Origin of the sequence: Brevundimonas albigilva, assembly GCF_023573565.1 — a bacterium.
In the GTDB taxonomy this organism is placed as follows: Bacteria; Pseudomonadota; Alphaproteobacteria; order Caulobacterales; family Caulobacteraceae; genus Brevundimonas; species Brevundimonas albigilva.
Map to the genome: position 1 here is coordinate 1900050 of NZ_CP097649.1, position 24158 is coordinate 1924207.

The following is a 24158-nucleotide window of genomic DNA, read 5'->3' on the forward strand; positions in this document are numbered from 1 at the left end:
TCCAAAAGGCGAACGTCACGCCAAGGCTCAGGTTCCCCTCGCACGGGCGAGGGGCGGCCCGATCAGCTTAGTCAACGCGCGGATTTGCCTCCATGTTTGGCGTATTCCAGGCGCGCGATTGTGCGGTTGTGGACCTCGTCGGGACCATCGGCGATCCGCAGGGTGCGAACCCCGGCGTAAAGTTCGGCCAGAGGCGTGTCGCCTGACACCCCCGCCCCGCCGAAGGCCTGGATGGCGTCGTCGATGACCTGCAGCGCCATCTTCGGCGCCGCCACCTTGATCTGGGCGATCTCGGAGCGGGCGTTCTTCGCCCCGGCCACGTCCATCATCCACGCCGCCTTCAGCACCAGCAGGCGGCACATCTCGATATTGGTGCGGGCGTCGGCGACGCGCTGTTCCCACACCGAATGCTCGGCCAGCTGCTTCCTAAAGGCGGTGCGGTTCAGCAGCCTTTCGACCATCAGTTCCAGCGCGCGTTCGGCCGCGCCGATCACGCGCATGCAGTGGTGGATGCGACCCGGCCCCAGGCGCCCTTGCGCGATCTCGAAGCCGCGGCCCTCGCCGGCGATCAGGTTCTCGACGGGCACGCGGACGTTCTCCAGCACCACCTCGGCGTGGCCGATCGGCTTTTCGTCATAGCCGAACACCGACAGCATTCGCTCGACGCGGAAGCCGGGCGTGTCGACCGGCACGATGATCTGCGACTGCTGGGCGTGGGTGGCGGCGTCGGGGTCGGTCTTGCCCATCACGATGGTCATGGCGACGTTCGGATGGCCCATGTTGGTCGACCACCACTTGCGGCCGTTGATGACATAGTGGTCGCCGTCGCGCTCGATCCGGGTCTGGATGTTGGTGGCGTCTGACGAGGCGACCTCGGGCTCGGTCATCAGAAAGGCCGAGCGGATTTCTCCGGCCATCAACGGCTTCAGCCAGCGCGCCTGCTGCTCGGCGTTTCCGTAGAGGTGCAGCACCTCCATGTTGCCGGTGTCCGGCGCGTTGCAGTTGAACACCTCGGCCGACCACAGATGACGGCCCATCAGTTCGGCCAGCGGCGCGTATTCCAGATTGGTCAGGCCCGCGCCGTGGTCGCCGGGCAGGAACATGTTCCACAGGCCCGCCTCGCGCGCCCTGGCCTTCATCTCCTCCATGACCGGCGGCTGGCGCCCGGCGTCCTCGCGCACCTGGGCGAAATAGTCGGCTTCGCGAGGAATGACCTGCTCGTCCAGGAAGCGGCGAACGCGGTCCTGCCATTCGCGGGCGCGGTCAGAAGGTTGGAAATCCATGGTCGTGTCCTCTTGTCCCGATTGCGCCTCTGTCGGACGCTGAAACGAAAACGGCGCGATCCCCTCAGGGACCGCGCCGTCAAGGTGGTGACGTTCAGCGCGTCATCAGCGCTTCAGCAACGGAGCCAGCTTCTGGGCGATCATCATGTCGCCGGCGATCTTCAGCTTGCCCTGCATGAAGGCCATCATCGGATCCAGCTTGCCTTCCGACAGAGCCATGAAGTCATCCCACTTCATCGACACCGTGGCGTCGGCGGGCTTGTCCTCATTGGTGACGGTGTTCGGCACCGACGCGCCGTCGATGAAGATCTTGCCCTCGTCGCCGAGGTCGAGCTTCACGGTCTTGCCAAGGCCGGAGTTGTCGCCGACGGCGCCGCGGATGTGTTCAGTGACTTGAGCGAGATCAGGCATGGGGGCGTCTCCCTTGAGAACGGTTGAAGGGACGGCGTAACCCGCATCGGCCAGGGCGCCAAGATCACGTCGGGTAAAGCTGGCGTCACTTGGGCCCGGCGTTGGACCAGATGCTCCCCCCGCCCAGGGCGCCCATGAAGACGGCGAAGGCGGCGACGACCAGGATGACGACGGGAATGGCGGATTCGGGCATGGGGTCTCTCCTTTGACCGCATGTTGGACGCCGGACGGGTCCGACGCCTTGATCCGCATCAATTCGTCACGTCCCCTCTTTCGCTTCCGGGTCGCCGTCGCGGAAGCGCCACTTCATCGCCAGCACACAGGCCGCCATCACCAGGGCGCAACTGTTGGCCGCCGTCACCGGCCAGGCCTGGGTCATCACGCCGTAGACGACCCACAGGGCGAAGCAGGTGACGGTCAGCGAATAGGTCTTCAGACTGACCGAGGAGGCGTCGCGCTCCTTCCAGATCTTGATCGCCTGGGGCGCGAAGCTGGTCACCGAACAGACGGCGGCCGCCGAGCCGAAGATGTTGGCTATGACGTCGCTCATGGGGCCTCCCCGCGGCGGCGGCGCCCCAGCGGCCCGCCCACACCTCAAGCCCGCGCCGGCCTCGCCGGTTCCTCAGTGCGGAACCGCACCTGGCGGGCGGCGCGCCTGGGTCGCCCGCTCGAAGGCGTAGCCCAGCGACAGGATGCGGGCGTCGTCCCATTTCTTGCCGATGAAGCTCAGGCCCACCGGCATGCCCCGGTCGAATCCCATCGGCACGGTCAGGTGCGGATAGCCGGCGACGGCGGCCATTCGGCTGGCCGATCCCTCCATGTCATCGTCGTCCTCGGGATCGTTGGTCCAGGCGCGCGAGGTCGTCGGCGCGATCAGGGCGACCAGGCGGTGCTCGCGCATCAGGCGGTCGATGCCTTCGGGCCCCGCCAGGCGCAGGGACGTGGCGCGCGCCTCGATATATTCCGGATCCTCCAGACCCGCCGTGGCCTGCGCCCGCTCGAACAGGTCCTGCCCGAACAAGGCCGTCTCGCGCGGCTCGGCGGCGTTGAAGGCGATGACGTCGGCCAGGGTGCGCGTCTCCACCTGCGTCGGGTCGGTCGAGGCCAGGTAGGCGTTCAGATCGTGCTTCAGCTCATGAAGCAGCACCTTGATCTCGGCCGCGCCCAAGGTCCTGCCGTCCGGGCCCTCGGGCAGATCGACCAGGACGGCGCCCGCGTCGCGCAGGACCTGAAGGTTCTGCTCGAACACGGCCTGGGTCTCGGGCGAATAGCCCTTCAGGAACCGCATCACCCCGATGCGCGCGCCGTGCAGCGCCCCGGCATCCAGGGCGGCGGCGTAGTCGACCTTGCGTGCGTCGGCCTCGGCCGTCGCCGGATCGGCCGGGTCGGACCCTGCGATCGCGGTCAGCACCCGCGCGGCGTCGCGCACGGTCACGGCCATCGGTCCGGCGGTGTCCTGCGAATGGCTGATCGGCACGATGCGGGTGCGCGACACCAGTCCGACCGTCGGCTTGAAGCCCACCACGCCGTTGACGGAGGCCGGGCAGGTGATCGAGCCGTCCGTCTCGGTCCCGATGGCGACCGGAACCAGCCCCAGCGCCACCGCCGCCCCGCTGCCGGAGGACGAGCCGCAGGGTGTCCGCGCGGGGTCATAGGGGTTCAGCGTCTGCCCGCCGACCGCGCTCCAACCGCTGATCGAGTCCGACGCGCGGATGTTGGCCCATTCCGACAGATTGGTCTTGCCGACGATGGCGGCGCCGGCGGCCCGCAGACGCGCGACCAGCGGCGCGTCGCGACCCGGCGCATTGTTGGCGAGCGCCAGCGATCCTGCGGTGGTCGGCATGTCCGCCGTCTCGATATTGTCCTTCAGCAGGATCGGCATGCCCGCCAGCGGGCCGCGCATCGGCGCCGAAAGCGCGTCGTTCCAGCGGATGACGGCGTGCGCGGTGTCGGCCGCGCGCCCGGCTTCCACCACCGCCGCGGGGGCGGGATAAGCGGCCTGCCCGGCCGCGCAGCCCGACAGGGCCAGCGCGGCCGCGACCGCGATCAGTCGGTTTTGGAAACCGAGCGCGGCCCGATCGTGCGGTCCAGGAAGTCGAGATAGGTTCGCCATTGCTGCAGCTGCCTGGGATCGCCACGGACGCCGTGCCGCTGGCCGGGATAGAGCATCATCTCGAACGGAACGCTCTTGGCCTGAAGCGCGTCGATGACGCGCGTGGCGTTAGCGAAGATGACGTTGTCGTCGGCCATGCCGTGCAGGATCATCAGGCGGCCCGTGAGGTCGTCCAGGCGCGGCAGGATGTCCGTCTCGGCATAGCCTTCCGGATTGTCCTGCGGCGTCGACATGTACCGCTCGGTGTAATGGGTGTCGTACAGGCTCCACTCGGTCGGCGCGGCGCCGGCCAGGGCGGCGGCCAGGCCCGCCTCGGGCTGGGTCAGGGTCAACAGGCTCAGAAAGCCGCCGAAGCTCCAGCCCATGACCGCGATCCGGTCGGGATCGACATAGGGCTGCTGCTTCAGCCACTGGGCGGCCAGGGTCTGGTCCTCGACCGCCGCCAGGCCCAGCCGGCGATAGATGCTGGTCTCGAACCGCTGCGACCGGTCGCCTTCGCCCCGGTTGTCCAGGCGGAAGACGACATAGCCGGCGTCGGTCAGCAGCTGGTTGGTCAGCGGTTGCCAGCTCTTCTGAACGCCCGCCCCGGTGCCGGGCCCGCCATAGACCTGCATCACTACCGGATACTTCTTCGACGGATCGAAGCCGGGCGGCGTGGTCATGCGCCACACCAGCGTCTCGCCGTGGCTTTGCAGCGTGCCGTATTCGGGCGTCGGCAGATGCGAGACATAGGGGCTGAACGGATGGGCGGCGTCCAGCCGGTTCTCCTCGATCCAGCGGATGCGCTGGCCGTCGATGCTGTACAGCGCCGACTGCGGCGGCGTCTTCGGATCGGAATAGTTGCCGACATAGGCGGTCGCCGGTCCGTTGACCGACACGTTCCACCAGCCGCCCGCCGGCGTCACCGCCACCGGCTCGACCGTGCTGTTCAGGCTGGCGCGGAACATCTGCTGCTCGATCGGCAGTTCCTCGCCGTCGCGCATGGAGGCGGTGAAGAAGACGTCGCCGGTCGTCTCGTCCACCCCGTCCAGGTGCTTCACCGGATAATCGCCGCGCGTCACGGGCCGCACCAGGCGTCCGTCGCGGTCGTACAGATACAGGTGCCGCCAGCCGGAATCCTCGTTCGACCACAGGAAGCGGCCGTCCTTCAGCACGCGGAAGTCGTTGTTCAGGTCGACCCAGGCGTCGGCCTTCTGGCTCAGGATCACGCGCGAAGCGCCCGTCGCCGGGTCCACGCTCAGCAAGTCCAGCGTCTTCTGATCGCGCGAGTGGCGCTGGACGTACAGCGTCTTTCCATCGCCGGCCCAGTCGACCCGCGCCAGATAGATGTCGGTGTTTGCGCCCAGATCGACCTTCACGCGCTGGCCGCTCTGCCGGTCCTGCACATACAGTTCGACCAGGGCGTTGGGCCGGCCGGCGCGGGGATAGCGCTGCTGCACCACCGTCGCGCCGTCCCCGCTGATCTCGAAGCGCGGCACCACGTCCACGGGGCTTTCGTCCACGCGCGTCAGGGCGATGTAGCGTTCGTCCGGGCTCCACCAATAGCCGGTGTCGCGGTCCATTTCCTCCTGGGCGATGAACTCGGCCGTGGCCCACGTGACCAGGCCGTCGCCGTCGGTCGTGACCGGCGTCTCCCGGCCGTCGGCCAGGTCATAGACGACCAGGTCCTGGTCGCGGACATAGGAGACGAAGTTGCCCAGCGGCGAGACCTTGGCGTCGATCTCGTCGGCCTCGGTCTCGGTCAGGCGCCGCACCGAGCCGTCCGCGCGCGTCGCCAGGAAGATGTCGCCTTCCAGCGGCGCCAGGATATAGCGGCCCTGCTTGTCCCAGGAATATTCCACCACGCCGCGCGCGCTGACCCGCATCCGCTCGCGCCGCGCCTTCTCGGCCTCGGACAGCTCCCCGGCGTCGGGGACCAGGGCGCGGGAATCGATCAGCTTGTAGGGCTCGCCCGGCCCGACCGGCGCGGCCCACAGGTCCTGGACGTCGTTGTCGTCCTCGCGCGGGCGTAGGAAGGCGACCAGTTGTCCGTCCGGCGACAGGCTGACGCCCCGCGCCACAGGGCCGTTCAGCCCGGGGCTGGAGAAGACGCGTTCGGGCGTCAGGATCGAAGGATCGGCGCTTGCTCCTCCTTGCGTCTGGGCATGGGCCGAACCGGCCGAAAGAAGGATGGTCGAGGCGAGCAGGAGATGGCGCATGGCCGGCAAGCTAGCGGCCGGGCTTACAGCCGTCACGAGGAAATCTCGTCGTGCCCGGCCCGGCTTTTCCTTCCCTGCGAAGGGTTCTCACATTAGATAGCGCGCGATGACCGACGCCGCCCTCTCCCCCGCCCCCGTGAAGGCCAGCCCCTTCCATGACCTGGAAGTGCTGTGGGTTCGCCACTGGACCGACAGCCTGTTCAGCTTCGGCATCCGCAGGCCCGAGGACTTCCGCTTCCGCTCGGGCGAGTTCGTGATGATCGGCCTGCCGGGCGAGGACGGGGGCAAGCCCGTGCTGCGCGCCTATTCCATCGCCAGCCCCTGCTGGGCCGAGGAGTTGGAGTTCTTCTCCATCAAGGTCCAGGACGGCCCGCTGACGTCCCGCCTGCAGAAGATCCAGCCCGGCGACACGGTGCTGATGGGCAAGAAGCCGACCGGCACCCTGGTGCTGGACGCCCTGACGGGCGGCGAGCGGCTGTTCCTGATCGGCACCGGCACGGGCCTGGCGCCCTGGCTCAGCGTGGCGCGCGACCCAGAGACCTATTCCCGCTTCGGCCACGTCTATGTGATCCACACCGTGCGCAACGTCGCCGACCTGGCCTATCGCGACTTCTTCGGCGGCGAGATCCACGACGACCCGCTGGTCGGCGACGAGGCGCGGGCGCAACTGACCTACTACCCCACCGTCACGCGCGAGGAGTTCCAGACCCCCGGCCGGATCACCGACCGCATCAAGTCCGGCGACTTCTTCCGCGACCTGGGCCTGCCCGAGGGCTTCGACCCGGCCAGGGACCGCGCCATGCTGTGCGGTTCGATGGCGATGATCAAGGAAGCTGGCGAACTGCTGGAGACCTATGGGCTTAAGGAAGGCTCCAACGCCGAACCCGCCGACTATGTGCTGGAGCGCGCCTTCGTCGGCTAAGGGTTGAAAAATCCGGCCATTCCGGCGAAAGCCGGGCCATGCATCACCCTGCCCTTGTCGCCGTCGATCCCCGGGTCGATCCCGCCGAATGCCAGACGATGGCCGAGGTCCGTCAGGGCGTCGACGCCCTGGATCGCGCCCTGGTCGCCCTGATCGCCGAACGCCAGCGCTACATGGACGCCGCCGCCCGCATCAAGCCGGATCGCGACGCCGTCTTCGACCAGGCCCGCATCGACGACGTGGTGGCCAAGGTGCTGGCCTCGGCCCAGGCTCACGACCTGTCGCCCGACATCGCCGAGCCGGTCTGGCGCCTGCTGATCGACCGCTGCATCGCCCACGAATTCGCCACCTACGACCGGACGCGGTCCTAGCGCCTCAGGCCCGCCAGCATCAGTTCATGTCGATAGGCCGCCACGTCGGCCAGGGCGGCGTCCAGAGCGGTCCTGACGCGATCCAGCGCGGGAGCGGCCAGGGCCTGCTCGGCGGCTTCCGCCTGGGCGCAGACCCGCGCCAGTTCGCCCGCGCCGACACCCGCCGCCGCGCCGCGGATCGTGTGCACCGCGTCGCGCCAGCCCTCGCCTTTCGGATCCAGCATGGCGGACCACAGCCCCGCCTGCTCGACGAACAGGCCCAGCACCTCTTCGGACACCGCCGCATCGCCGCCCGTCATCGTTTCCAGCACGGCGAAATCGACCGCGCCGGACAGGTCCCGACGCGCCATCAGACAGCCCCCGCTTGTTCGTGAATCATCGCCTGCGCCTTCCGTCACGTCGCGTCTCGGGTGCGACCATAGACCGGCGAAGAAAGTTTGCGAAAGCGCTTGCCAAGGCCGAACGGGCTGGGTAGTAGGAGCGCCCTTCGCCAAGGGCGCTCGCGCCCTGACGAAGCCAAGACGACCGGTCGGGTGATTAGCTCAGTTGGTAGAGCAGCTGACTCTTAATCAGCGGGTCGTAGGTTCGAACCCTACATCACCCACCATCGTCCCCTTGATTTCATTGAATATTTAGCCATTTCGACCGAGCTCTATCGTCGGGCCATCCTTTAGGACGGCGATTAGGACGGTAGTTAGGACGGTGGATTGCGGTTGGTGTTGTCCGATAATCTAGCCGTCGCGACCCCGGCATGGTTCCGACCGTAAACTCGCGGATGGTCGGAGATGACACAGCCGCTCAAACTTACGCCCCTCGCTTCCGAATCGGAGACCTCTGGTGGCTGCGCACATGGCAAACTCAACTGACTCACCCGCACGCTCTCGCTATCTGAGGACGCCCGAAGCAGGCCACTTTCTGGGCCTCTCAGGGCGAACCCTAGAGAAACACCGCACGTACGGTGACGTGACCCCCTGAAACTCCTCCAGGAATAGCTAGAGTCCGCCCAACGAAGGACGGACAGAATGAAGCGATCGAGGTTCACGGAAGAGCAGATCATCGGGATCCTGTGGGAGCAGGAGGCCGGTGTAGCGACGGCGGAGGTGTGCCGACGCCACGGGGTCAGCTCGGCGACCTTTTACAAATGGAAGGCCAAGTTTGGCGGGCTCAACGTGTCGGAGGCTCGGCGGCTCAAGGCGCTCGAGGATGAGAACGCCCGGCTGAAGCGGATGCTGGCGGACGCGATGCTGGACAACGTGGCCCTGAAGGACCTGCTGGGAAAAAAGTGGTGACGCCCGCCGGCTATCGCGAGGCGGCTGGCCATCTGCAGGCCGCCTACGAGATGAGCGAAAGGCGGGCGTGCCGTGTGCTGGGCGTCGATCGGACGAGCGTGCGCTATCAGGCGACGCGCCCGGACGACGGCGCTCTGCGCGACCGGCTGAAGGCCCTGGCCCAGGACCGTCGACGGTTCGGCTATCGTCGCCTGCACGTGCTGCTGCGGCGCGAGGGCCATGCGGTCAACAGGAAGCGGGTCCAGCGGATCTATCGCGAGGAGCAACTGACGGTGCGCCGGCGCGGCGGCCGGAAGCGAGCGATGGGCCCGCGGCGACCGCTGGACCTGCCGCTGGCGCCCAACCAGCGCTGGTCGCTGGACTTCGTCGCAGACCAGATGACGGACGGGCGGCGCTTCCGCATCCTGACGGTGATCGATAACTGCACGCGCGAGTGCCTGGCGCTGGTGGCCGACACCTCGCTGTCGGGCGCGCGGGTCGTGCGGGAGTTGGACGCCGTCATCCGGCAGCGAGGGCGGCCCGACACCATCGTCAGCGACAACGGCACGGAGTACACCTCGAACGCGGTCCTGGCCTGGGCCGACGACACCGGCGTCGGCTGGCACTACATCGCGCCGGGCAAGCCCCAGCAGAACGGCTTCAACGAAAGCTTCAACGGGCGGCTGCGTGACGAGCTGCTGAACGAGACGCTGTTCCGCTCGCTGCCGCACGCTCGCGCCGTGCTGGAGGCGTGGCGACGCGATTACAACGAGCAGCGTCCGCACTCGAAGCTCGGGTGGCTGACGCCGCAGGCTTATGCAGAAGCGCTCACCGGACACATCGGCCGGCCTGCTGCGCTGGTTGGAGGCTGCGCTGACCGGCCTCTTGCCAACCCAGCCGATCACAGCTCAGATCAACCTAGGACTCTCGTTATGGCTGGATGAGAAACGGGGGTCACGTCACTCCGAACTAGAGTTCGTTTGGCGCTGTGCGGTGGAGAGGAACGCATCAGCAATGCGAAACATACCCCTGCGCTAAAAATTTAGAGTCCCGATGAGCGCAGCAGGCCGTGCGGCTCCACCGTATACATTTGACGCGGCCAGGGACCACAGAGGTGCCTCCCCGGTCATCAAAGCCTCACTGCGGGCCATGATTTTGGATAGAGAGGCGTCAGGACTGCGAAGCCCACATGATTTCAAGCTTTTATGTCTGATAGCCGAGGGTCGATTCGCTCAAGAAATTCGACCACAGCGCTGAGAAAGGCATCGTTACGATCGCCCGCCACCATGTGTGAAGCGCCGGCGACATCCGTGAATTGTGCGTTCGGAAGCTGGTCGACGAAGGATTCCGCTGCTTCGAGGGTTACCAGCTCACTCAGGCGACCGCGGATAAGATGGACCGGCAGCTTCAACCCAGGCATCCGAGCCCGGAATGCCTCCGCGTCATGCAAGGACTTCCCGCTCTGCATACCGGCGACGACGCCGGGATCCCAATGCCAGCGGTATCGGCCGTCGGCGCCCTTCCTGAGGTTCTTCGCCAACCCGGATTGATCTGAAGGTCTCGGGCGGTGGGGCAGATAGGCAGCAATAATGTCGGCCGCTTCGTCAAGACTTCCGAAACCTTCCGTTACATTGGCGCTCATGAACTCGATCACCCTGGCGGCTCCGTCCAGGTCCATGCCGGGAACGATATCCACCAATGTGATCGAGTTGAAACTTCCAGGCGCGAGTTCCGCCTCCGCGTACAGTCCGGCGAGACCGCCCAGCGACGCCCCGATCAAGGCCGGACGGTCACCCATCGTCTTCGCAACCTCCACAAGGTCGGCCGCGAACCGCTCGATCGCGTAGCTGCCCGTCGTCGACCAATCACTGTCGCCGTGGCCGCGAAGATCGAGCGCCACCACTTGCCAACCTCGATCCGCAAGCACCGTCGCCGTCTTGGCCCAGGAATGTCGGGTCTGGCCCCCGCCGTGCGCCATCAGGATCGATCCGCGTCCGGGCCGACCATAGCGGTCGGCCGCCAAATCTAGACCGTCGGTGGTCCTGAACGCTGCTCTGGCCCGTTCTTTCATTCGGAAGTCCAATCTTTGGTTCGGAGTTTCGCTTCGTTTCTGAACCGGCCGCAGGATCAGCCCAGGCGTTGGAAACCGGCGGAACTCTGCAACACCCCCTCAAATCGCCGGTTTCGATCACGCGCCTGGCCCATCCCTTACGGGGGAAACCTTGGGTTCCAAGGCGTCCACCCACTGGTTCAAATAGGCTTCGAACAACGCTTTCGACGCTCCCAAATGAACGTCAGCGTGCATGCCTCGCATCAACCATTGGCTCAACATGAATGTCCGACCGACAGACAACTCACCGGCGGGGCCGCCAAACCCGGCGGAATCAGCGGGATGAAAATCCTGCACCATCCGATAGAAGCCTGTCCAAAGACGGGTGAGGATTTCCGCGAGTTCCGGAGCCCTGCGGCTGGCGTGGCTGAGTTCCGCCAAAACAACGCCTTCGCGCGCGAGGAAGATGTCTTTCCAGAGCGCCAGTGAAAACTGCCTGATCGGATCAGGGTCTCTCTGAACTCGCTTCCAGATCTCGAGCATCTTCTGGGACACGTCAGCGACGAGAGACGCCGTCGCAGCCTCGACCAGGGCGGCTTTCGATGTGAAGTGATGCAAGGGAGCCCCGCGTGAGACCCCTGCCACGGCCACGACCCGGCCGATCGTTAGTTCGCCATAGCCATGCTCGTGAAGCGTCTCGAGCGTCGCCTCGATCAGCCGCCGTTTCATCGCGGCGGATCGCTCGGTCTGGGTTCGGGGGTTAGGTCGACCGTCATGTGCGAGATGTGTCATGGCCTCTCACGTTTCGGCTGGATTGCACAAGGAACCAAAGGTCACGGGCCAGACTAGAGTGCCCGGGAGATCAGCTCTCGCATGATGTCATTGGTGCCCCCGTAGATCTGGTGGGCGCGGTTGTCGACGAACGCCCGCGACACAGGATACTCCCACATGAACCCGTAACCGCCATGCATCTGAACACACTGGTCTATGACGCGGCTGCACATCTCTGACACCCACATCTTGGCCGCCGCAGCCGCCATCGGCGTCAGGGTACCGGCGATCTCCGCCTTAAGACATTCGTCTACGAAGGTGCGGCCGACGCCGAGTTCGGTCTGCATGTCCGCCATTCGGTGGCGCATGGTCTGGAAGGCGGCGACCGGACGCCCAAAGGCGGTACGGGACTTCACATAGTCGCGAGCGATGTCGAAGGCGGCTTCTGCGCTCGCCTGCGCCTGGATTGCGATCATCAGGCGCTCCCAGGCGAGTTGCTGCATCAGCATCAGGAAGCCGGCGCCTTCGCTGCCCAGCAGGTTCTCCTTGGGAACCCGGACATCCTCGAAGAAAAGTTCAGCCGTGTCCTGGGCTCGCATACCCATCTTTTTGAGCGGTTTTCCCTTGGTGAACCCAGGCGTACCCGCTTCCACGAGCATCAAACTGGTGTCCGCGCTCCCCTTGCCGGTTTCTCCGGTCTTGGCGACGACGATCACGAGGTCAGCGAGAAATCCGTTGGTGATGAAGATCTTTGATCCATTGAGGACGTAGTGGTCGCCGGCGTCGCGGGCTCGGGTCCGAATATTTTGGAGGTCCGATCCCGTTCCGGGTTCGGTCATGGCAATCGCGCCGATGAGCTCTCCAGACGCCATTCTGGGCAGATACCTCTCCTTTTGGGCCTGGCTGCCATAGTGCTTAAGGTACGGCGCGACGATTTCGGAGTGGAGCGAAAAGCCTGGCCCGCTGGCGCCCACGCGCGCCTGCTCCTCCATAACTATAGTCGCGAAGAGGCGGTCCGCGCCGAGCCCTCCGAAGGCCTCAGGCATCGTCACACACAGCATCCCGGCCGCACCCGCCTTGTTCCATAGGTCTCGGTCGACATGCCCCTGAGCCTCCCAGGCTTCCCAGTGCGGGTAGACCTCAGCCTCGAAAAAGTTTCGCACGCCCCGGCGGTAGTCGTCGTGTTCCGACCCGAAGACGGTGCGATTGAGCAGGGGACTGGTCTCCGGCGGAGCCATGAAGATCGGCCTAGCGTCCTTGGACATCGTCATCGCTCCGCATACCAAGCGTCACGTGCCTGGGAAAAGTTACATGTTGGACGTACAGTATGTTGTCTGGCATGATCAGCCTGTCAAGGTGAGATGACGGTCTTCGACCGCAGCGGTTTCGATAACGATTTGGAGTCCAGCCCGATGAATCCGGCTTCGACCTATGACAGGCATCGCCCATTGGCAGGATTCAACGTCATCTCCCTGGCGCAGAATCTGCCCGGGCCGGTCGCGTTGTCGATGCTCGTCGCGGACGGCGTGACTGCGACGAAGATAGAACCGCCTTCGGGCGATCTGCTTCACCTTGCATGCCCTCCCTGGTACGAAGATCTGCATAGGGGAGTCGAGGTCTACGCCCTGGATTTGCGTGAACCGTCACAAATGGCCTCGCTCCGCACCATACTGGCGCAGTCAGACCTGCTCATCACCAGCCAGAGACCCTCTGCCCTGTCGCGCCTGGGAATTACAGCGCCGTCGCTGATGGAGATCAACAGCCGGCTTTGCTGGGTCGAGATTGTGGGCGACACCCGGGCGCCGGAAGTGCCGGGTCATGATCTGACCTACCAGATGGACGCAGGCCTGGTCGCTCCCCCGTCGATGCCTCTTACCCTTATCGCTGATCTCGGGGGGGCAGCGGAAGCGGCGCGAGCTGGGTTGGCGCTGCTGCTCGGTCGGGAACGTGGATCGCAGGGTCGCCATCGCACCGTCGGCCTGAAGCAGGCCGCACTCGCGTGCGCAGCGCCGGTCGGCTATGGCCTGACCCGGAGCGGGGGAGCCTTATCGGGTGCGTTTCCGGGCTACGGAATCCACCCATTGAAAAATGGCTGGGCGGCGGTTGCAGCGATCGAGCCCAAATTCGCCGCTCGCTTGATGGAGATCACCGCGGGGGATCCGGAAGGATTTTTATCAGATCTGTCGGTGTCCGAAGTCGATGAGATAGCCAAAATCAACGACCTGCCGATCAGCACAGTGTTCGGTTCTGAAGAGACTTCCTAGCTCGGGATTGACGGGCATAAGAGTATGAGGCCGGCTCGAAAATGACGGGCGGCCCGCACAAACTCACCACAGAAACGATCGAGCATTACAGCACTGAGGCCCGTTTCGGCAAAGGCGTTCAACAGTCCCCTTGCCGTCCCATCGCGCTCTGCGATGTTGGACCACATCGCCTCGCGGCCTCCCGAGGTCCGGCCATCCATCACTCGCCCGTCGACGTCGTGGACGCGCCCTGGGTCCAGCAGGCTGGTCGGAATGGAGAGACGCGATGTGTCGCGCGACGACCTCGGCTTGGCCAGCTGTGCGAAAGCATAATGGCTTCAAACGCACGGATACCAAAACCTTCCCACGTCCGCCTTCCGGCGTTGATGAGTTTGTCGACGAGATCCACGCCCGTAGGGGACAGTGCTAGGCTCCGGTCCTGTCGCTCTGACCTGCCCTGAAGCCGTCAGCCGCGGGATGGTTCGCTTGGGCGTCGCGCCTGTCTGTGATTGACCCGCTCTCGGTCGCTCTTCCCTAGCTACAGGACCCGCGGCTGCACACCGGCTTGACGACTATCGCGGCGATCAAATCCGATTTCGCCTACAGCTCGGTCATCTGAGTGACGATCCGGCGTGAACTAGTGGGGATGTGGAGGCCATCAGGCGCCCAGGCTCGTAATATACGGTCGAAGCCTAGCGAATAATGGAACGCTTTGGTACCAGCGACGTTTTCAGCACGTTCGCAAGTGGACATCCTTCCTTCCAAGCCGGCACTGTCAATGACCGTGCCGGTCCTTCCCGGCGATGACAGACGAGCAGAGGGCTCCAGACACTTAAGCCATGTTCGCTGCGGCCGGAATCTTGAAGAAGGCCGTCAGTTGCTCGGCACGACGGTCGTTGTTCAATCGATGTGGCCGGTTAGCATCGTCGCTACCAGAACGTCCGACTAGGAAGGCCAGGAAGTTCAGAGCCCGGCGCTGCGACTTGCATTATAAAGTCGCCGGATTGCGCCACGCTTTGGGACAGCACTCTTCGGCCGCTGCCTTGCTGCACGATCATCCGAGGCTTGAGCAGGCTGGGGTTCTTTCCTTTGGGGGCCGAGCCGACCGGGATCGCGCTCTAAGGAAATCGGTACGTCATGACCAGACCTGCGGTATCGATACCCTGGTTGCGCCCGTCGCCCAGGATTTGTCCGTGCGAAAGATGGACCCACTGGAGACCGATCCTCGTGTCTTCCGAGGCCTTCCAATCAAGGCTGAGGGCGGATCGGAAGAGATCCCGTGAGCCCAGCAGAAGCCGTGATTGCGCCTCGACAGGATTGATCGTGTCCACGACCCCGTCATGCAACGCATAACCGAACTCGATCTCGCCGCTGAACCGCTCGGACAGGTCGCGACGCCACGCCAGGCCGACCGCCGCGAAATTCGTGTCGCCGTCGCTGTTCACCGAGCCGCTCACATAGACCCTTGGACGGCCGACGGTCGCAAGGGCCGCGATGGGCCGGCTCAACAGCGCCACTTCGAGGTTGAGGCCGCTTTCGCGATCGCCCGCGCCTAGATGGAGGACGTCGTGCTGCATGACGGCGACGCGGATCTGCCGACCGTCATCTTGGGCATTGGCGACGCCGGCAAGGGACGGAAAAGACAGGCCGATGGCCGCCGCTGAGATCAGCGGACGGAGATTTTTACTAGAGGGCATCGAATGTCTCGTTGGCGTCAGGGGTTCTGAGGACCGGGTTGCCCGCCGGATCCGCCACCCGGTGGGGAGGGGGGCTCCACCAGGCCGACATTCAATGGCGCCCAGCCATCGCCGGCCGCTGCGCGACGACGGCCCTCCTCGAAGAGCGCCGTCATCGAATCCTGGTCGAAATCGAGCGCGGAAGCGTCGACCTCTGGCGGAATCGCCGCCACGTTCACGCGCATTCCGTTGCGGCGAGCGAACGCGCCCTGGGCCGCAAGACTGGTTCGCAGAAGAGACTGGGTCATGCTCTGGTAAGACCGGACGAAGACGGACGGCAGACTGCCCTTGGTCTGACGATAGTCCTGCCCGAGCTTTCCGTTTATGATGACGTAGAGTTCGCTGCCGCTCCAGCCGGGAAGGGCTTCGCCACTCAGGATCATCCCTTCCGGAACGCCGAGAAACGGGGTGTTGACCCCGCCATCGACATGCATCTCCTGCCGAACGGTCCCGGCCTCGGTCACTCCGGCGATCAAGACCGGGGGGAAGACGCCCGGAATACTGGCCGATGCGAGAAGCACCTGACGGAACAACCGCAGGGCGTTTTCATCGCCGCCCTCGGCCAGAAGGCCCATGTCCCAGATCACCGTCTCGCCGGAATCGAGGTTCGTCGTGGCGACAAAGAGCCTCCTCCCCTTTTTGTTTTCCAGGGCGATTTGCGCCAGCAAAGCCGGCGTTACGTGCTCTTCGACAAGCGCTTCAAGCGTTCGCGGACTGAAGAGACCTGGCGACAGAAAAGCAGCGAAGCTGCGCCAGCTTAAGAGACCCTCGGTCTGTCCTTCGGAATAGGCTGCCGCGAGTTCATCGTCCCAGTCAGGACCGAGGAAGGCGTAGGGCGCTGCCAGGGCTCCTGTGCTCACGCCTGTGACGATATCGAAGTCCGGGCGATCGCCGTGCTGAGTCCACCCGGCCACGATGCCGGCCCCATAGGCACCGTTTGCACCCCCTCCAGACAAGGCGAGAATCGACCGGCGGCGGTCACTGCCGGCGAGCCGATTGCGAAAATCCTCTGCAATCCGCTCCAGCCGGCCTTGATCGCTCGGTGCGATCCTGGGGTCCTGGGTCGCGACGAGGCCCCGCTCCAACTCGTGGAGCGACATCTCGGGCGCGCGATCCACCGTCGCACACGCACTGAAGGCCAGGCAGGCTGCGATCAGCGCGATACGAACTCTCTGCATAAGTACTTTCTAGCGATGAGGGTAATACGCCGTAGCGTTACCCCGCAGGAACTCGCCCGTGCGTGTTGAGTTCCCTACAGTGTGCGAATGACCTCTGATCTCTCACATTTTGACGAGCCAACGGAGCGTGATCCGAAAATTGGTCGTCCGAGCCTTCGAGAAGCCGACGTCATCGACGTCGATCTGCTGGCGACCACCTGGCGACTCTTTGTAGATCAAGGTTATTCCAGAACTACAATCGAGGCGGTCGCGCGCCACGCGCGCATGAGCAAGCGCACGATCTATCAAAGATACAGTTCCAAGGATCAGCTCGTGGAAGCGGCGATCCGCGATGCTCTGGAGCGCTGGAGAAGCCACGTCCGGGCATCTCTGACGAATACGACGTCCCGCTCCGAGGACTGGCTGGGAGAGTTCGTTCGCCGCTGCCTTGAGATCCTGGTCTCGCCGGAAGGAAGCGCCCTCATGGGCTTTCTGCTCACGGAAGACGAGACCTTCCGCACCATCAGAGAAACTGTGTCGGCTTCAGTTCGCCAAAGCGTCGATGTTTTCTCGGTGCTTCTGGCGCAGCGGACGCCGGGCCTATCCGAGAAAATGGCCGAGGACCTCTCTCTGGCGGTTCTCGACCTGCTGATCGGTTTCGCGACCCGTCTCAACGCTCTGCAGCCTCATGAAGCCATGGATGAAATTCGCACGCGAGGGTCGCGATTCACGGCGGTTATTCGCACCCTGGTGGATAGGCAATGCGCACAAACCCCAGCTTAAAGCGACGGTCGACCGACGACGTCGGTATGCCGAGCGTCACGGAGTTTGCGACAGTCCGCGTCCGCAAGACTTGCTCAAGCGCGAACCCGGCTTCGGCTCCACGCCGGCATCACGCGCTTTCGACGGGGTTAAAGCGCCTCGTGGAGATTCAAGATCGGGGCCCGGGCGCCGATAAAGACAATCGCTGTGCCGGAAGACCGTCGCGGTACAGTGGCAGCCCAAGGTCAACCGGCTTTATGGCGACCAAAACACCAATGACAGATGGAGACGTCCGGACCGTGCGTCGGGCCCTTTCCGCCCGATCTTTGAGGTCTTCAGGAGTCCAGGGGCCGCAGCTTGTCACCCCCGAGCCGGCGGACTTCATCCAGATGGTTCTGGGCCGACAGGCTGGCGGCCTGGGCATGAGCCTTTAGCCGTGGATCGTCGGTGTGAAGAGAAAAGGTGGTATGCAGCAGAGAAGAGTCGAGCAGTAAGGTGATCTGCTGCGCCAACCACAGGCGATCCCGCTCCTGCGGAGCGGCGGCTTCGAGATCGGCGTGGTCTGCCCCCATGGGGTGATCCGGTTTCGATGTTAGTTCATGGGCGGGCCTGACGCCATGGTTGGGTTGGGCGAGCGCGCGCCTTCAAGCGCTGGCGCGCTCGCCCACGGCACGATGTTTCCGGCGCGAGGGATGAGGGCTTCCGGTGCTGGCGGTCGGTACTTCAGGGCGCTGTGCGGTCGCACGGCGTTGAAGTGACGCCGCCACGCCTCGATCAGCACCTGAGCCTCGGCCAGACTGAAGAAGGTCTCGCCGTTCAGCAGTTCATCCCGGAGCTTGGAGTTGAAGCTCTCGCAGTAGCCGTTCTCCCAGGGACTACCGGGTTCGATGTAGGCCGTCTGAGAGCCGACGGCGGCGATCCATTCACGCAGGGTGGTGGCGATGAACTCCGGTCCGTTGTCGGACCGCACATAGGCCGGCGGCCCGCGCAGTATCATCAGGTCCGCCAGGGTCTCTAGCACGTCGGTGGAGTTGAGCCTGCGCTTGACCCGGATCGCCAGAGCCTCGCGCGTGAACTCATCAATCACGCAGAGCATGCGGAACTTCCTGCCGTCCTGGGTGCGATCCTCGACGAAGTCGTAAGACCAGACATGGTTGGGCCGCTCGGCGCGCAGCCGCACGCACGACCCGTCATTGAGCCAGAGCCGGCCGCGTTTCGGCTGTTTCTGCGGGACCTTCAGCCCTTCCCGTCGCCAGATCCGCTGAACCCTTTTGGCGTTCACCGACCAGCCCGCCTGATGCAGCAGCGCCGTGATCCGGCGGTAGCCGTAACGGCCATAGGTCGCCGCCAGTGCGGTGATGGCCGCCGTCAGGGCCGCCTCGTCGGTGCGGCCCCTCGGCGTCTTTCGCTGGGTTGAGCGATGCTGTCGGAGCACCGCGCAGGCGCGCCGCTCCGACACCTTCAACTCGGTCCGCACCTTGTCGATGCAGGCCCGGCGACGGGCAGGGCTCAGAAGTTTCCCCGCGCCGCCTCCGACAGGATCAGCTTGTCCAGCGTCAGGTCCGACACCGCCCGACGAAGCCGGGCGTTCTCCAGCTCCAGCGCCTTCATCCGTTTGACCTGATCGGTCTTCATCCCGCCGAACTCCGCTCGCCAGCGGAAGTAGGTCGTCTCCGTCACCGCTATCGTCTTCACCGCCTCCGCGATCGATTTGCCTTGCCCGGTCAACACTTCAACCTGGCGCAGCTTGGCGATGATCTCTTCGGGCTTGTGACGCTTCCTGGCCATCCTTGGCTCCATCCGTTCCGGTCCGCAGACCAACATAAGGGATGGATCACTTCAAAGGGCGCAGACCAGGTCGGCCCTGTTGATGCGGATTTTCACACGCCACCGGCCTGTATGCAGATCGCGGGTCGGGTTCAGACGGCTTTGGCGCGCTCGAGGCTGAGGCGCCCCCTTCCTGATCCCTCGTTTTGAGTGAGAGTCCGTTTCATCAAAGGAGACGGACGTGAAGAAGAGCAGGTTCAACGAGGCGCAGATCATTGGCGTGCTGCGCGAGCAGGAAGCCGGAAGCCCGACGGCGGAGGTATGCCGGCGGCACGGGATCAGCGAGCAGACCTTCTATCGCTGGAAGGCGAAGTACAGCGGCATGAGCGTGTCGGACGCCCAGAAGCTGAAGACGCTGGAAGACGAGAACCGGCGGCTGAAGAAGCTGCTGGCGGAGTCGATGCTGGACGTTTCGGCGCTAAAGGATCTTCTGGGAAAAAACTGATTGGGCCTGCAGCGCGCAGAGCGGCCGTGCTTCGTCTGATGGCGGAGCGCGGCTTCTCCCAGAAGCGCGCCTGCGGGCTGGTGCAGATCGATCCGAAGACGGTGCGGCGCGAGCCTGGACAGGGCGACGCGGAGGTGCGCGAGCGCCTGCGTAGCCTGGCGGCTGAGCGCCGCCGGTTCGGCTATCGGCGCCTGGGCATCCTGCTGCAACGGGAGGGCGTCAGCATGAACAAGAAGCGGCTATTCCGGCTCTATCGGGAGGAAGGCCTGGCGGTGCGACGGCGACGAGGCCGGAAGCGAGCCACCGGAACCCGTGCGCCCATGGCCCTGCCGGACGGCCCCAACCAACGCTGGTCGCTGGACTTCGTGGCCGACAGTCTGTCGTGGGGACGGCGCTTCCGTGTCCTGTGCATCGTGGACGACTTCACGCGCGAGGCCCTGGCTCTGGTGGTCGACACCTCGATCGGCGGCCAGCGCATGGCCCGGGAGCTGGATCGGCTGATCGCCCGGCGCGGGCGTCCAGCCATGATCGTGAGCGACAATGGGACGGAGATGACCAGCCGGGCGATCCTGGAATGGACCAACCGCACCGGCGTGGCCTGGCATTACATCGCGCCGGGCAAGCCGCAGCAGAACGCCTTCGTCGAAAGCTTCAACGGCCGGCTCCGCGACGAGTGCCTGAACGAAGAGGTCTTCGCCACCCTGGCCGAGGCCCGCGCCGTCATCGAGCGCTGGCGCATCGACTACAACCACGTCAGGCCGCACTCGGCGCACGGGGGACTGACCCCGGAGGCGGTGCGCCTGAACCCCGCGGCCGTTCGGCTGCGCAACTTAATCAGCTCCGCCGCACGGCCGCTCCCGCCGGCGACGCAGATCGGCTATCAAACCCCTGGGCTCTCACAATGATCGAGGGACCAGAGGGGGGCACGTCAAGGCGCTCGAACATTTCACTGGTTTTCCGGTCCCTGTCTCTGACCTTTGCGCCAGACCTCTCGCTTGACCTTTCCGCCTCTCCGGCGCGTGAGACCCTGACGAGACCGCCACGGCCGGAGCTCTGCAGGTTCCGCCCAGCGCCATCCGCGCCCAGAAGATCCTCGCCATCTTGTTGGCCAAAGCCACAGTGACCAGCACGCCCGGCTTGCGAGCCAGCATGCCGAAAGCCACGATCACATGGACATCTATTTCCAGCATCGGGTCGACCCCAACACGCCGATCGAGGATATGGTCGGCGCGATGGCCGAGCTCGTGAAGGCCGGGAAGGTCCGCTACCTGGGGCTGTCAGAGGCTGGGCCGGAAACGATCCGCCGTGCACATGCCGTGAACCCGATCACCGCACTTCAAACGGAATACTCCCTCTTGAGCCGAGAGCCGGATGAGGAATCCTGCCAACTTTCTGCGAACTGCGGCATCGGCGAGGCCGCCTACAGCCCCCTCGAACGCGGCTTCCTCACCGGGCAGATTCAAAACGTCGATGACCTGGCGGAAGACGACTACCGTCGCAATGCGCCGCGCGTCCAAGGCGAACACTTCCAGAAAACCTCGCCCTAGTGCAGGAGATCGGGACAATGGCGCGAGAGAAGGACTGCACGCCAGCCTAGTTGGCGCGCGCCTGGCTTCTCGTTCAAGGAGAGGACATCCTTCCCATCCCCGGAACCAAGAAGCGCGCACGGCTCCAAGAAGCGCGCACGGCTCGAGGAGAACTTGGCGACGAATGTACGGATCACAGCCCAGGACCACGCCCGCATTGATCGCAATCCTGCCTGCTTGCACCGCCGCGCAAGGGTCGTATCGGGGGCGCGAGACCATGGGGTCACTCGTCCCGCCGCTTCTCTGGCTTGCCTCGGAAGCGTCGATGGCGTGAGGGGTCGACGGCTCGACGCCTCGCGATGGAGGGGGGACCTGTCGGACGCTGAGGCTGCCAAGGCGGCCCTCGACAGCGCGAGCTGTCCCTCCGGCTAATGCGACGACGCTCGGCAGACAGGGAAAGCGGGACGCTGAAATGGGCTTGTTCAAGAACGCAGGCGGCGTTTCGCGACGCCAATAGCATTGCACCCCATCTCCGATACAATGCAGCCGGGACTTTTCTGCACTACAGCGTCGCCGCGTCGGCGTTTTACGATCCGCCATATCTGGCTTGGGTGGGTCACGACCTCTGTGTACGTACCTCGCAGCCCGGCTTAATGAGCCGGAAGACCGGCCCGGCCACTCCCCGCTGCTCGCCCTCGCAGCTTGGCAAACCATGCCCGCGTTAACCGCCATGAAGTTGCCGCCATCAGGCGCGCAAGTCTTCAGTAGGAGAATGTTCTCAGGAGTTTCGAATGATCGGCAGCGTCTCGGTAAAATTAGGGCGGAGGGTGTATTCCGCCACCCTGGAATACGACAGCCTTATCGGCCGCAGGTTGAGGGGTGTTCGGCGCCGGCTTGAGACCCAGCTCGGTTCTCCTTTGGGCGATGTTCCGGCTTTTGCAATCGCCCAGACGATCGAGGACGTGACCGTTGAGGTCGATGCCCCTGGGTATGCCATCGGCGACATGGTCCTGGAGGCCATTCCCACTCGTTTGCGTCTGCGAGGGGCCGGCCGTCTAGGGCGGTCCGGAAACATTGGGCGTCCGTTCGACCTGAGCGTCGATCTCCCGGAGCCGGTCGATCCCGACGAGGTGACGTCGGCCCTCGAAGACGGCGTTCTGACCGTGAGAATGGTCAAGGCCGCGTGGGTGCGCGGGGAAGCAAGACGTGTTCCCGTGCGCGAAACCTCAATCCCGCCGGAACAGGCGACTCACGAAGGCGGCCAGGCCCACGCCTGACAGGATGACGATGGCGATCCGGGCGGTCGCGGCCGCCTGATCGTCCTTCGCGACGATGACGACGGCAGCAGCGACGATAAGGGCCGCGACCACGATCCCGAGCGACAGGGTATCGCTGGCCCGCCTGACCGCTCGCGGCAACTCGGCCAGGTCTGAACTTGAGACCTGGATGACAATGCCCTCACGGCTGATGCGCCCGATACCGCGCCGGATCGCTTCTGGCCCGATGGCGAGGATCTGATCTAGTTCCTTGAACGTCCGGAAGGCGCGGGTGGCGAGCGCTTTCGGCGCAAACCTAGATGCGAAAGCCCGGAGAACCACTGGCGCGATAGCGGCGACGACATCGAGGTCGGGATCGAGCGTCCTCGCCAAGCCTTCGGCGATGCCCAGAGCGCGCATGAGCAGCAGCAGATCCGGCGGCAAGGTCAGTGCGTTGTCTCGGGCGATGGAGATGAATTCGGTGATCGCCTCCGCAAGCCGGATTGGTCGCCCGGAATCGGCGGCGTAACGCAAGAAGAATCGCTCGAAACCTTGTTCGAGGCCGGGCGGCGGGGGGCCCGAGCGGCCAGCCCATTCCATCAGCACATCAGAAACCGCCGCGACGTCGGCATCCACCAGGGAGCCGAGGACCACGAGGACCTGCTCTCGCCTTTTCGTCGAGAGCCGCCCGACGGAGCCGAAGTCCAACAACGCAAGGCGACCGTCCGGAGTCACCAGAATATTTCCTGGATGAGGGTCCGCGTGGAACACCCCGTCCAGCAGGATCATGCCCAGCATCCCCCTCGCCGCATCGGGCGCCAGGGCGCGCGCCAAGGCAGGCTCTTCGTTGCGGAACGCGGCGTTAGGACTGCGGCCACGGATGCGGGCGCTGACCATGGTCCTTTCCGTGGTAAATCGCTCATGAACGAGCGGCACATGGAAGAAGCTTGCGCGTCTGCGGACCTCCGTTTGATTGCGAGCCTCGATCCGAAAATCGATCTCCTCGAGAAGGGCTTCGCTGAGCTCCGTTACGACGCGCACAGGCTGATGTCGACGCAGGCCCGGCGCGCGACGCTCGATGACGCGGGCAGCGGCCAAGAGTAGCCGCAGATCAGCGCGCATGACCGCCTCGATCCCCGGTCTGCGAACCTTGAGGACGACGTCTTCACCGGTCATGAGCCGCGCAGCGTAGACCTGCGCGATGGACGCAGCCGCAATTGGCGTCGTCGAAAATTCGGCGAAAAGCTCTTCCGGCGGCGCGCCCAGATCGATCGTCAGCTGTTCGCGCAAATGGTCGAAGGGCACTGCAGCCACGTCGTCGTGAAGCCGGCCGAGCCGCTCGGTCAGCTCTGGCGGAAGCAGATCGGACCGTGTCGCCATGATCTGGCCTAGCTTCACGAATGTGGGCCCGAGTGCCTCAAGAGCCGCAACGAAGGCCCCGTATGCCGAACCCTCGTTCGCCTCGTCGGAAGCCGCGCCCCGGAGCAGACCCAGCCGCACCAAAACAGGCCGCGCGGCTGTAGGGGCTAAGGTGTGGATCACCTTGGCCAGACGACGATAGTCGTTGGGCGAAAGGGTCAAGGGTAACATAGAGCCTCGAATGCTTGGTCGCCCCCGGGGGCGCAAGACCCTGGGCGCGAACCTGTGGGCCCCTCACGGGCCATCTCTGGCGGCCCATGTGGAGGATCAGTTTGTTGACTAGCTACATGATCGGCGGGCTGAGCGCTCTCATGATTTTGACGGGCGTTGCGGGACTGACTTTCGCCATCAGACGCCTTCGAGATTAGATAGCCGATGAGTAGGCATCCCGCGATATCGC

The 24158-nt window shown here is 64.8% G+C and carries 22 protein-coding genes, 1 tRNA gene and 1 pseudogene; 9 read left to right on the forward strand and 15 right to left on the reverse strand.

The features are described from left to right. Positions 1 to 71: 71 nt before the first annotated feature. From M8231_RS09480 to M8231_RS09500, 5 genes are all read right to left on the reverse strand, one after another. Positions 72 to 1283: an acyl-CoA dehydrogenase family protein gene (locus M8231_RS09480; protein ID WP_249750138.1), complete on the reverse strand. Its 1212-nt coding sequence runs from the start codon at positions 1281 to 1283 to the stop codon at positions 72 to 74. A gap of 105 nt (positions 1284 to 1388) precedes the next feature. Beyond that, complete coding sequence (locus M8231_RS09485) at positions 1389 to 1694, reverse strand: SCP2 sterol-binding domain-containing protein (protein WP_154726859.1); 306 nt, start codon at positions 1692 to 1694, stop codon at positions 1389 to 1391. A gap of 259 nt (positions 1695 to 1953) precedes the next feature. Beyond that, on the reverse strand, positions 1954 to 2244 hold the full coding sequence (locus tag M8231_RS09490) for a SemiSWEET family sugar transporter (protein WP_249750137.1): 291 nt from the start codon (positions 2242 to 2244) through the stop codon (positions 1954 to 1956). Positions 2245 to 2316: 72 nt separating this feature from the next. Continuing rightward, a complete protein-coding gene (locus tag M8231_RS09495) occupies positions 2317 to 3807 on the reverse strand; it encodes an amidase (protein WP_249750136.1) in 1491 nt (496 codons plus the stop codon). Next, on the reverse strand, positions 3741 to 6005 hold the full coding sequence (locus M8231_RS09500) for a S9 family peptidase (RefSeq protein ID WP_250201332.1): 2265 nt from the start codon (positions 6003 to 6005) through the stop codon (positions 3741 to 3743). Before M8231_RS09500 ends, M8231_RS09495 begins: the two co-directional genes overlap by 67 nt. Positions 6006 to 6111: 106 nt before the next feature. Between M8231_RS09500 and M8231_RS09505 the strand changes: the two genes are divergently transcribed. Together M8231_RS09505 and M8231_RS09510 are read left to right on the forward strand one after the other, a co-directional pair. Further along, complete coding sequence (locus M8231_RS09505; protein ID WP_250201333.1) at positions 6112 to 6927, forward strand: ferredoxin--NADP reductase; 816 nt, start codon at positions 6112 to 6114, stop codon at positions 6925 to 6927. Positions 6928 to 6965: 38 nt separating this feature from the next. Beyond that, the gene (locus tag M8231_RS09510) at positions 6966 to 7298 is read left to right on the forward strand and encodes a chorismate mutase (RefSeq protein WP_249750134.1); all 333 of its coding nucleotides are present in this window, start codon (positions 6966 to 6968) and stop codon (positions 7296 to 7298) included. Here the strand turns inward: M8231_RS09510 and M8231_RS09515 are convergent. After that, positions 7295 to 7648, reverse strand: a complete 354-nt coding sequence (locus tag M8231_RS09515; protein WP_249750133.1) for an Hpt domain-containing protein — start codon at positions 7646 to 7648, stop codon at positions 7295 to 7297. The two genes, M8231_RS09510 and M8231_RS09515, sit on opposite strands and share 4 nt — an antisense overlap. A 181-nt stretch (positions 7649 to 7829) precedes the next feature. Here M8231_RS09515 and M8231_RS09520 point away from each other — a divergent pair. Together M8231_RS09520 and M8231_RS09530 are read left to right on the forward strand one after the other, a co-directional pair. Beyond that, positions 7830 to 7905, forward strand: a tRNA-Lys gene (locus M8231_RS09520). 415 nt (positions 7906 to 8320) lie between these two features. Then, positions 8321 to 9510 (forward strand): IS3 family transposase gene (locus M8231_RS09530; protein WP_250201334.1). Its coding sequence is split into 2 segments (ribosomal slippage): positions 8321 to 8573 and positions 8573 to 9510, totalling 1191 coding nucleotides; the frame shifts between segments, so codons are not numbered across the junction. Between the two features lie 251 nt (positions 9511 to 9761). On the opposite strand, the gene M8231_RS09535 is transcribed toward M8231_RS09530, so the two are convergent. The 3 genes from M8231_RS09535 to M8231_RS09545 form a co-directional block, all read right to left on the reverse strand. Then, entirely contained in the window at positions 9762 to 10637 is an 876-nt protein-coding gene (locus M8231_RS09535) for an alpha/beta fold hydrolase (protein ID WP_250201335.1), read from the reverse strand. A 117-nt stretch (positions 10638 to 10754) separates the two neighbouring features. Further along, complete coding sequence (locus M8231_RS09540; protein ID WP_250201336.1) at positions 10755 to 11345, reverse strand: TetR/AcrR family transcriptional regulator; 591 nt, start codon at positions 11343 to 11345, stop codon at positions 10755 to 10757. Between the two features lie 116 nt (positions 11346 to 11461). Next, positions 11462 to 12652 carry an acyl-CoA dehydrogenase family protein gene (locus M8231_RS09545; protein ID WP_250201337.1) on the reverse strand — a complete coding sequence of 397 codons (1191 nt, stop codon included), beginning with the start codon at positions 12650 to 12652 and terminating at the stop codon, positions 11462 to 11464. Between the two features lie 96 nt (positions 12653 to 12748). On the opposite strand from M8231_RS09545, the gene M8231_RS09550 reads away from it, so the two are divergent. Further along, the gene (locus M8231_RS09550; protein WP_250201338.1) at positions 12749 to 13651 is read left to right on the forward strand and encodes a CoA transferase; all 903 of its coding nucleotides are present in this window, start codon (positions 12749 to 12751) and stop codon (positions 13649 to 13651) included. Positions 13652 to 14748: 1097 nt separating this feature from the next. Here the strand turns inward: M8231_RS09550 and M8231_RS09555 are convergent. After that, entirely contained in the window at positions 14749 to 15327 is a 579-nt protein-coding gene (locus tag M8231_RS09555) for an acyloxyacyl hydrolase (RefSeq protein WP_250201339.1), read from the reverse strand. Between the two features lie 17 nt (positions 15328 to 15344). Then, positions 15345 to 16544, reverse strand: a complete 1200-nt coding sequence (locus M8231_RS09560; protein WP_250201340.1) for a patatin-like phospholipase family protein — start codon at positions 16542 to 16544, stop codon at positions 15345 to 15347. 87 nt (positions 16545 to 16631) lie between these two features. Here M8231_RS09560 and M8231_RS09565 point away from each other — a divergent pair, with 87 nt between their 5' ends. Continuing rightward, positions 16632 to 17306, forward strand: a complete 675-nt coding sequence (locus M8231_RS09565; protein WP_250201341.1) for a TetR/AcrR family transcriptional regulator — start codon at positions 16632 to 16634, stop codon at positions 17304 to 17306. A 314-nt stretch (positions 17307 to 17620) separates the two neighbouring features. Here the strand turns inward: M8231_RS09565 and M8231_RS09570 are convergent, their stop codons facing one another. Together M8231_RS09570 and M8231_RS09575 are read right to left on the reverse strand one after the other, a co-directional pair. Beyond that, complete coding sequence (locus M8231_RS09570; protein ID WP_250201342.1) at positions 17621 to 17857, reverse strand: hypothetical protein; 237 nt, start codon at positions 17855 to 17857, stop codon at positions 17621 to 17623. A 20-nt stretch (positions 17858 to 17877) separates the two neighbouring features. Then, positions 17878 to 19073 (reverse strand): IS3 family transposase gene (locus M8231_RS09575; protein WP_250201343.1). Its coding sequence is split into 2 segments (ribosomal slippage): positions 17878 to 18803 and positions 18803 to 19073, totalling 1197 coding nucleotides; the frame shifts between segments, so codons are not numbered across the junction. 220 nt (positions 19074 to 19293) lie between these two features. Between M8231_RS09575 and M8231_RS09580 the strand changes: the two genes are divergently transcribed. Next, positions 19294 to 20462 (forward strand): IS3 family transposase gene (locus tag M8231_RS09580; RefSeq protein WP_250201344.1). Its coding sequence is split into 2 segments (ribosomal slippage): positions 19294 to 19552 and positions 19552 to 20462, totalling 1170 coding nucleotides; the frame shifts between segments, so codons are not numbered across the junction. Between the two features lie 132 nt (positions 20463 to 20594). Here the strand turns inward: M8231_RS09580 and M8231_RS09585 are convergent. Beyond that, positions 20595 to 20711 (reverse strand): annotated as a pseudogene (locus M8231_RS09585) (IS110 family transposase); the annotation flags it as partial. 15 nt (positions 20712 to 20726) lie between these two features. On the opposite strand from M8231_RS09585, the gene M8231_RS09590 reads away from it, so the two are divergent. After that, positions 20727 to 21104, forward strand: coding sequence for an aldo/keto reductase (locus M8231_RS09590; RefSeq protein WP_250201345.1), 378 nt, complete (start codon positions 20727 to 20729; stop codon positions 21102 to 21104). Positions 21105 to 21874: 770 nt separating this feature from the next. Further along, positions 21875 to 22360, forward strand: a complete 486-nt coding sequence (locus tag M8231_RS09595) for an Hsp20/alpha crystallin family protein (RefSeq protein ID WP_250201346.1) — start codon at positions 21875 to 21877, stop codon at positions 22358 to 22360. Here the strand turns inward: M8231_RS09595 and M8231_RS09600 are convergent. Further along, positions 22310 to 23929 carry an ABC1 kinase family protein gene (locus tag M8231_RS09600; RefSeq protein WP_250201347.1) on the reverse strand — a complete coding sequence of 540 codons (1620 nt, stop codon included), beginning with the start codon at positions 23927 to 23929 and terminating at the stop codon, positions 22310 to 22312. The two genes, M8231_RS09595 and M8231_RS09600, sit on opposite strands and share 51 nt — an antisense overlap. Between the last annotated feature and the right edge of the window lie 229 nt (positions 23930 to 24158).